Genomic DNA, 6,994 nt, shown 5'->3' with positions numbered 1-6,994 from the left:
CTATCAGGCACTACCAGCAGCACTATGGGGTATTACAGTTGCCGTTGTGGATAATTTATTTAATCTAAGATAAAAAAAGGATTTTAAAGTTTTGCCCCTGTAATGTATAGTTATAGCGATTGTTTTAACTATATTAATGTTACTCCAAGTTCGTAACTTTTTATGGTAAAATTTAGCAGGAATATGTCTGTTAATATTTGCTATTACTTTTAAAAATGATCAGTTTATAGTTCTAGATAAAATTGCTGCTTTTGGTAAATACTCTTATGGAATTTATCTGATCCATATTCTGTTTGTTGAGGGTCTTCAGGATATAGCAAATTTCTTTAACATCTCAGGAACTATAGTTCTAGATCTAGGCGTATTTTTGCTATCCCTAATGCTCACCATGCAGACGATTTTCATACTGAGAAAATTAAATCTACAAGAATGGCTTGGTACCTAAGACAAAAAGTAACAGCCAATTATGCTTTAATCCATAACTAATTTAGCTTAACTCAAGTGCTCAAAATCGCAGTATTGTTTACTAACTATGGCCCCTACCATATTTCCCGTGTCAGTGCTTTACACGAGCATTGTCATAAAATAGGCTGGAATGTAGTTGGTATAGAATTGGCAAGAGCCGAAGCTGACTATGCCTGGAAAGCTAATTTACAAAATCTTCCATTTCCGCTTATTTCTGTTGTCAGCGATCGACAGCGAGAGCAGGTAAAGTTTCATCAATTACTCCCAAAACTTTACTCTACCCTAAGGAAGGTTCAGCCTGATGTGGTGGTGATTGCTGGCTATTTTGAATCAGCCATGATTGCCACTTTAGTATGGAGTTTATGGCACAGTAAACTACCAATTTTGCTTTCTGAGACTACAGAAACAGATTTTACTAGAGCCTGGTGGCGTGAAACTATAAAGCGCTGGCTACTTAACCGGTATAAATCGGCTTTAGTGGGCGGGCAACCACAAAAACGTTACTTGATCAAATTAGGACTACCTAAGGAAGCCATTTTTTGCGGCTATGATGTCGTAGGTAATGATGCTTTCCATCCCGACAAAATTAAATCTCTGGCACCTCCTTTAAACAAGCCCTACTTCCTGGCTATCAATCGCTTTATCCCTAAGAAAAATCTTCCTTTTGTAATTTCAGCCTACGCTACCTATCGCCAACTAGCCAAAGACAGGGCTTGGGAGTTAGTCCTGTGTGGGGATGGTTCAATGCGCTCTCAAATTGAGCAACAGATTAAAGACTTAGGGTTGACTAAGTTTATTCATCTAACTGGTTTTTTACAACAACAAGAACTTCTGCCTTATTTTGCTCACGCTGGCTGCTTTATCCATGCTAGTACTCACGAACAATGGGGATTAGTTGTCAACGAAGCTATGGCTGCTGGCTTGCCAGTGCTAGTGTCTAATCGCTGTGGCTGTTTTGAAGACTTAGTAGTTGAAGGGATCAATGGATTTGGTTTTAATCCCTATGATAGGGAACAGCTAACTAAGTTAATGGTTAAGGTAAGTTCAGGGGAAATTGACCTAGAAACGATGAGTCAAGCCGCCCTGGAACACATCCATAAATTCTCTCCGGACTATTTTGCTCAAGGTTTGATAAAAGCTGTTGAATACGCCTTAGCTAATCACTAAGTAAGCATTCAGCTATCAGCTATCAGCTATCAGCTATCAGCTATCAGCTAATGCGCTACTTTAGGTGCTTTTGAATAAAATAAGCACCTCAAGCAGCGTGAGTCTTGGCCTTGGCCTATGGCCACGCTGCGCGAACGCGAATAGCTGACGGCTGACAGCTGACGGCTGAATGCTTACCAGCTATCAGCTATCAACTAATGCGCTACGGCTGACAGCTGAAGGCTGAATGCTTACATCACTAAAGCGGTTTCTCGCCTAATGAGGTATAGCAGTCGAAGCAAAGCTTAGGACATATTTCTTTTCCCTGCTCCCTACTCCCTGCTCCATACTCCCTGCTCCCTGCTCCCTAAAACCTTAGGTGCGCTTTCCGTTGGCGAATTAAATTCGCCACGGGTCGCACCTCAAAAATTTGTACCTCATTTAATTTAAAACCGCTATAATTACTGATGAAACTTCTGATTGTTATTCCTGCTTTAGGGGCTGTTTATGGGGGTACATCTAAATGCGTAGTGGAACTAGCTCAAGCATTGGGTAACTTAGGCATTACTGTTGACCTAGTAGCCACTAATGCTAATGGTTCTGAGGTTATAGAAGCCCCTGTAAAAACCTGGTTGGCTAAAACTAATTATCGCCTACAGTTTTTTCCTTACAAAGGGATTGGAGACTACAAATTTAGTTTTTCTCTGAGTAAGTGGCTATTCCAACACATCGGCGATTATGACTTAGTACAAACTAATGCGATTTTTTCAGTTCCTAACCTGGCTGCTTACTGGGCTTGTCAATGGTATAATATCCCTTATGTTATTATACCACACGGGATGCTTGACCCTTGGGCACTTTCCTATAAAGCCTTAAAAAAGCGCATCTACTACACTCTGTTAGAAAAGCCTGCTCTCCAAAACGCTAGCGCACTGCAAATGCTAGCCTCTACGGAAGCGGAACAAATTAAACCCCTCAACCTCAAAACTCCTATTACTATTGCCCCTAACGGCATCCACCGTCAAGACTTTGAACAACTCCCTAATCCTGAACTTTTTTATCAACAGTTTCCAGCTACTCGTAACAAAACTCTGATTATTTTCTTAGGACGTATCGACCCCAAAAAAGGATTAGACTTGCTAGCAACAGCCTTTGGTAAAATACACTCTAAATTTTCCGACACTCACCTAATTCTTGCTGGTCCTGATAACATTGGCTTTCTACCTACAGCTAAAGACTACTTTGCCAATGCAGGTTGTCTGGATGCTGTTACCTTTACAGGGATGCTAACAGGCTCTCTCAAATATGCTGCCCTTGCTGCTGCTAGTATTTATGTTGCCCCTTCCTATTCTGAAGGGTTTAGTATGTCTGTGCTGGAAGGTATGGCTTCAGGTTTACCTTGTGTTATTACCACAGGCTGTAATTTTCCAGAAGCTGCTGCTGCAAACGTTGCCCATGTAGTTGATATTGATGCTGAGGCTATTGCCAATGCTTTAACCCAGTGTTTGCAATTTCCCCAACAAGCCAAAGAAATGGGAACTCGCGCTCGTCAACTCATCTTTGAACAATACACCTGGGACTCCATAGCCAAAAAATTGATTCAAGTTTATACAGCTATCATCCATAATCAACCTATATAGCGTTTCTCGCAGTTATGAGGTACGCTTCTCAACCTCAAAGTCCCCCTTATTAAGGGGGATTTAGGGGGATCAATTTGTACCTTATGGGATATATAATTGCTATATCTAATTTCAAATAACTACAATAATTAGTGATTGATCCAATGAAATTAAAAACAAAAAAATAAGAATATTTTTATAAAAATAGTAACCATTTACATCATCATGCTTATTTAATAAAATCTCTGATGGAGATGATAAATGAAACCGTCCCCCCCCACATAATCAACAAAAAACTCGTATTTTAGACATTGGTTGTGGTAACGGAAGTCTCACTAATTTTATTGCACAACAAGGCTATGAAGTAGTTGGTGTAGAAGAATCAGAATCAGGAATTAAATTAGCTAGCGATAATTTCACTGATTGCCAATTTATTCAAGGAAGTATCTACAATCTCCCTTATGCAGAATTATCAGATAAGTTTGATATTGTTATTTCCTTGGAAGTAATTGAACATTTATTTTATCCCAAAGAATTGGTGCGAGCAGCAAAAAAAGTCCTCAAACCACACGGACGTTTAATTATTACCACGCCTTATCATGGCTATCTCAAAAATCTCATGCTCGCCGTCACAGGAAAAATGGATAAACACTTCACCGCTCTATGGGATTGCGGACATATAAAATTCTTTTATGTAAAAACCTTAACCACTTTACTCGAATCAGAAAACTATACAGATATCAATTTTAAATTTGCAGGTAGATATCCCTATCTCTGGAAATCAATGTTGTGTTCTAGCAGATTAAGTCAGCTAGAATCAACTTAATTAAGTTACAGCATTTTTCATAGCTATCAGGTACACAGTATTTTTTACCTCTTATCTCTTACCTGCTCCCTGCTCCCTGCTCCCTAAAACCCAATAATTTGTACCTCAACCAACTGAGAACTGCTGTATATAAAATGCTAGAAAAAACTACCCCACTCATTCTCACCTACAACGAAGCGCCCAATATCCAACGTACCCTTCAACAGCTTACCTGGGCAAAGACAATTGTTGTAATTGATAGTTACAGCACAGATGAAACATTAGAAATTCTTAAATTATATCCTCAAGTTCAAGTATTTCAGCGAAAATTTGACACCCACGCAACACAATGGAATTACGGTTTAGAACAAGTAACCTCTGAATGGGTACTGTCATTAGATGCTGATTACAGTGTCACCAATGAGTTAATAGCTGAAATCAAAGCTTTACAAACGGATACAGAAATAAATGGCTATTTTGCCAAATTCAAATATTGTGTTTTTGGCAAACCCCTTAGAGGAACGATACTTCCCCCTCGTCAAGTTTTATTTCGCAAAGACAAATCAACATATATTGATGATGGTCACACCCAGCTTTTGCAAGTTAATGGCAAATCAGCAATACTCTCTGCCTATATCCATCACGATGACCGCAAACCCTTAACTCGTTGGTTGTGGGCCCAAGACCGATACATGATAATTGAAGTCAAAAAACTAACCCAGACCCCAGATAATGAAATTAGTATAGGTGACAGAATTCGCAAACAAAAAATTATTGCTCCCTTTATTATCCTATTTTACTGTCTGATTCTTAAGGGCGGAATTTTCGATGGTTGGCATGGTTGGTATTATGCATTTCAACGGATGCTGGCGGAAACTCTGTTATCGATTCGGTTGATTGAATTTGAAAAATTACAGAAGCAGTAAATATAAACTTTAAGAATTGTCAAATAGGGAATCGGGAATCGGGAATCGGGAATCGGGAATCGGGAGTCGGGAGTCGGGAATCGGGAATCGGGAATCGGGAATCGGGAGTGTGGGAAGTGTGGGGAGATGGGGGGAACCCTCAAGACGGGACTGGATCCCTAAGACTGTGCTGCTCCCTACTCCCTACTCCCTACTCCCTACAACTAACCCTACGGGAAAATCCTTGTATTGACCCATGAAACGAAACTTATCGTCACGCGGACGTTTCACCAATAAACCTGGTTTTGGCTACCCTCGCAAAACCCTACGGAAAATGCGGGTGGTATTTACCGTTACCATCCTATTGATTGCTCTTAGTTTTATTCCCATTCGCTTAGGGCTCGCCCATCTCCAATCCCCCACTCCTGAGGTGATTCTGACCCTCGGTGGAGATATTACACGGGAAAAATTTACAGCTGAGTTTGCTCAGCAACATCCTAACCTTGATATTTGGGTCTCTTCTGGACAGCCCACCCCACAAGCCCAAAAGGTCTTTCGGGAAGCAGGTATTCCTGATCAGCAAGTACATATTGATCGGCGTGCTATCGATACGGTCACCAACTTTACCTCCCTAGTTCAAGATTTCCAAACCCATGACATCCACCATGTCTATCTAATCACCTCAGACTTTCACATGCGTCGGTCGATTGCGATCGCCTTCTTTGTTTTCGGCAGTCACGGTATTGCCTTCACCCCTGTGGCCATTCCTTCCCAGCGGCCTGAGGAATCCTGGCTGCGAGTGGCACGGGATGTAGGGCGCTCAGTGGTTTGGATTATCACTGGTCATACTGGAGCGAGTCTTCATTATTATTTGAGAGCATGATACTTGGGGGGAATAGGGAATCGGGAATCGGGAATCGGGAGTCGGGAATCGGGAATCGGGAATCGGGAATCGGGAATCGGGAATCGGGAGTCGGGAATCGGGAATCGGGAGTCGGGAATCGGGAGTCGGGTGCAGGTTGGCCGGTTGACGCTTAAAACCTTCAACATTCAACCTACCCTACGGGAACGCCAAAGGCGAACAAGCTACCCTTCACCGAACCCCAAAGGCGAACAACCTTCAACCTTAAACCACCCAACCTTCAACCTTCAACCACCCAACCTTCAACCACCCAACCTTCAACCACCCAACCTTCAACCTTCAACCAAATCAATAGATGACTACTGACTTAAGTAAACTACCAGCTTTAGATTTAGCCCCCTTAGTTGATTTACGCAAATACGACTCATCTCGATTTGACCGAGGGCGTCCCAGCTGGTTAATCTTAATCTGGTGGTTGGTGCAAGCGATCGCATTTCCCTTAAGTCTTCATAACTTCAATGGCTTCCGCCGATGGCTGCTCCAATTATTTGGAGCCAAGATTGGTACTAATGTCGTCATTCGACCCACTGCTCGTTTTACTTACCCGTGGAAAGTAGAAATTGGTGACTACAGTTGGATTGGGGATGATGTGGTTTTCTACAGTGTCGATCGGATTCGCATTGGTAGTCACTGCATTATTTCGCAAAAATGTTACCTCTGTACCGGTAGTCACGATATCAAAGACCCAGCCTTTGGTTTAATCACATCTGAGATAAATGTTGGTAACGGAGCCTGGATTGCCACCGATTGCTTCGTTGCTCCCGGTGTCCAAATTGGAGCGAATGCCGTCATTGGTGCTCGCAGCAGTGTGTTTAGTAATATCCCAGAGCAGCAAGTATGCTGGGGGACTCCAGCACGTGCTCGGTATCGACGGGAGGTAGGGAATGTAGAATGTAGAATTTAGAATTTAGAATTGGGAGTCGGGAGTCGGGAGTCGGGAGTCGGGAGTCGGGAAGGCTAATCTGACTCCTCATCTCCCCATGGCATAATGACTATAGAAAATAATGATGTGATTAACATGAGCCAGGTTGTGTTTTTGGTTGAGGAAGATCCAGAAGAGGGTTATACCGCCAGGGTTTTAGGAGAATCTATCTTTACTCAAGCAGACACCTTGGATCAGCTGACAGCGATG

9 protein-coding genes and 1 pseudogene are annotated in these 6,994 nt (G+C 42.1%); 9 read left to right on the top strand and 1 reads right to left on the bottom strand.

Annotation, left to right across the window (positions count from 1 at the left end; genetic code table 11):
• The first annotated feature begins 181 nt into the window (after positions 1–181).
• From F6K37_RS44845 to F6K37_RS28420, 7 genes and pseudogenes are all read left to right on the top strand, one after another.
• Complete coding sequence (locus F6K37_RS44845) at positions 182–445, top strand: acyltransferase family protein (protein ID WP_353838598.1); 264 nt, start codon at positions 182–184, stop codon at positions 443–445.
• A gap of 56 nt (positions 446–501) precedes the next feature.
• On the top strand, positions 502–1,632 hold the full coding sequence (locus F6K37_RS28445) for a glycosyltransferase family 4 protein (RefSeq protein ID WP_009149868.1): 1,131 nt from the start codon (positions 502–504) through the stop codon (positions 1,630–1,632).
• Between the two features lie 446 nt (positions 1,633–2,078).
• Positions 2,079–3,251 (top strand): glycosyltransferase, encoded by a 1,173-nt coding sequence (locus F6K37_RS28440; RefSeq protein WP_009149870.1) that lies wholly within the window; start codon positions 2,079–2,081, stop codon positions 3,249–3,251.
• Positions 3,252–3,478: 227 nt separating this feature from the next.
• A pseudogene (locus tag F6K37_RS28435) lies at positions 3,479–4,056 on the top strand (class I SAM-dependent methyltransferase).
• A 134-nt stretch (positions 4,057–4,190) separates the two neighbouring features.
• Complete coding sequence (locus F6K37_RS28430) at positions 4,191–4,961, top strand: glycosyltransferase family 2 protein (protein WP_287253782.1); 771 nt, start codon at positions 4,191–4,193, stop codon at positions 4,959–4,961.
• 16 nt (positions 4,962–4,977) lie between these two features.
• On the top strand, positions 4,978–5,193 hold the full coding sequence (locus F6K37_RS28425; RefSeq protein ID WP_287253781.1) for a hypothetical protein: 216 nt from the start codon (positions 4,978–4,980) through the stop codon (positions 5,191–5,193).
• Between the two features lie 3 nt (positions 5,194–5,196).
• Positions 5,197–5,823: a YdcF family protein gene (locus F6K37_RS28420; RefSeq protein ID WP_009149877.1), complete on the top strand. Its 627-nt coding sequence runs from the start codon at positions 5,197–5,199 to the stop codon at positions 5,821–5,823.
• Here the strand turns inward: F6K37_RS28420 and F6K37_RS28415 are convergent.
• On the bottom strand, positions 5,808–5,990 hold the full coding sequence (locus F6K37_RS28415; RefSeq protein WP_154659901.1) for a hypothetical protein: 183 nt from the start codon (positions 5,988–5,990) through the stop codon (positions 5,808–5,810). The genes F6K37_RS28420 and F6K37_RS28415 overlap by 16 nt on opposite strands.
• On the opposite strand from F6K37_RS28415, the gene F6K37_RS28410 reads away from it, so the two are divergent.
• The gene (locus F6K37_RS28410; RefSeq protein WP_044494532.1) at positions 5,968–6,168 is read left to right on the top strand and encodes a hypothetical protein; all 201 of its coding nucleotides are present in this window, start codon (positions 5,968–5,970) and stop codon (positions 6,166–6,168) included. The genes F6K37_RS28415 and F6K37_RS28410 overlap by 23 nt on opposite strands.
• Entirely contained in the window at positions 6,158–6,766 is a 609-nt protein-coding gene (gene hpsU, locus F6K37_RS28405; protein ID WP_009149883.1) for a hormogonium polysaccharide biosynthesis acetyltransferase HpsU, read from the top strand. The genes F6K37_RS28410 and hpsU overlap by 11 nt, the downstream gene beginning before the upstream one ends.
• Positions 6,767–6,994 lie beyond the last annotated feature (228 nt).

This window comes from Moorena sp. SIO4E2 (assembly GCF_010671945.1).
Taxonomy (GTDB): Bacteria; Cyanobacteriota; Cyanobacteriia; order Cyanobacteriales; family Coleofasciculaceae; genus Moorena; species Moorena producens.
Note: the sequence above shows the minus strand (reverse complement) of the source record. Positions and strands in the feature narration are given on the sequence as shown.